We start from the raw sequence: 548 nt of genomic DNA, 5'->3' as shown, positions 1-548 counted from the left end.
ACCAACGANCGCGATTTGGTGATGAAGCGATACAAGAAGTGGGCGAAGAAGGTGAAGGACGCGGGTGGTCGCTACACGATCTTCCGACCCGACGCGGACATGACGATGGAAGAGGTGGTGGCCGCCACCAACGCCTACGACGTAGATGTCCTGATCATCGACTATATTTCGCTACTCAAGGGCGCGGACGGCGATGATCAGTGGCGTCAGCTGGGTGCGGTCGGGCGCTACGCGAAAATCAACGCCGAAAACAGCAACCGCGTGAACATACTGCTCGCCCAGCTCTCGGAAGACGGTAAAATCCGGTATTCGCGGGCTCTCACCGAACACAGTTCCAACTCGTTCACGTGGAACCTGACAAAGGAACAGCATCAGGAGCGAGCGGAAACCGGGTCCACGATCGTGACCATCGATCAGCCGAAATCGCGGAACTCCAGTCCCTTCCCGTTTCAGGTGCGCATCAACTATTCGCATATGCGAGTCGAGCCCGCACCTCAATCCGATGATCTGGGTGAACCTTCGGCGGCCACCGGATCATCTACAGGATC

1 protein-coding gene is annotated in these 548 nt (G+C 57.4%); it reads left to right on the top strand.

Translation table 11 applies throughout. The features are described from left to right. Nucleotides 1-21: 21 nt before the first annotated feature. Nucleotides 22-548, top strand: a 527-nt coding sequence (locus AC1RO3_RS08385) for a hypothetical protein (RefSeq protein ID WP_481763988.1), incomplete at its 3' end; no start/stop codon positions are given.

Source organism: Dellaglioa sp. CoH-57-MRSF-19 (assembly GCF_056781975.1).
The sequence above is the reverse complement of the archived record's forward strand: the minus strand, read 5'-3'. Positions and strand labels throughout refer to the sequence as shown.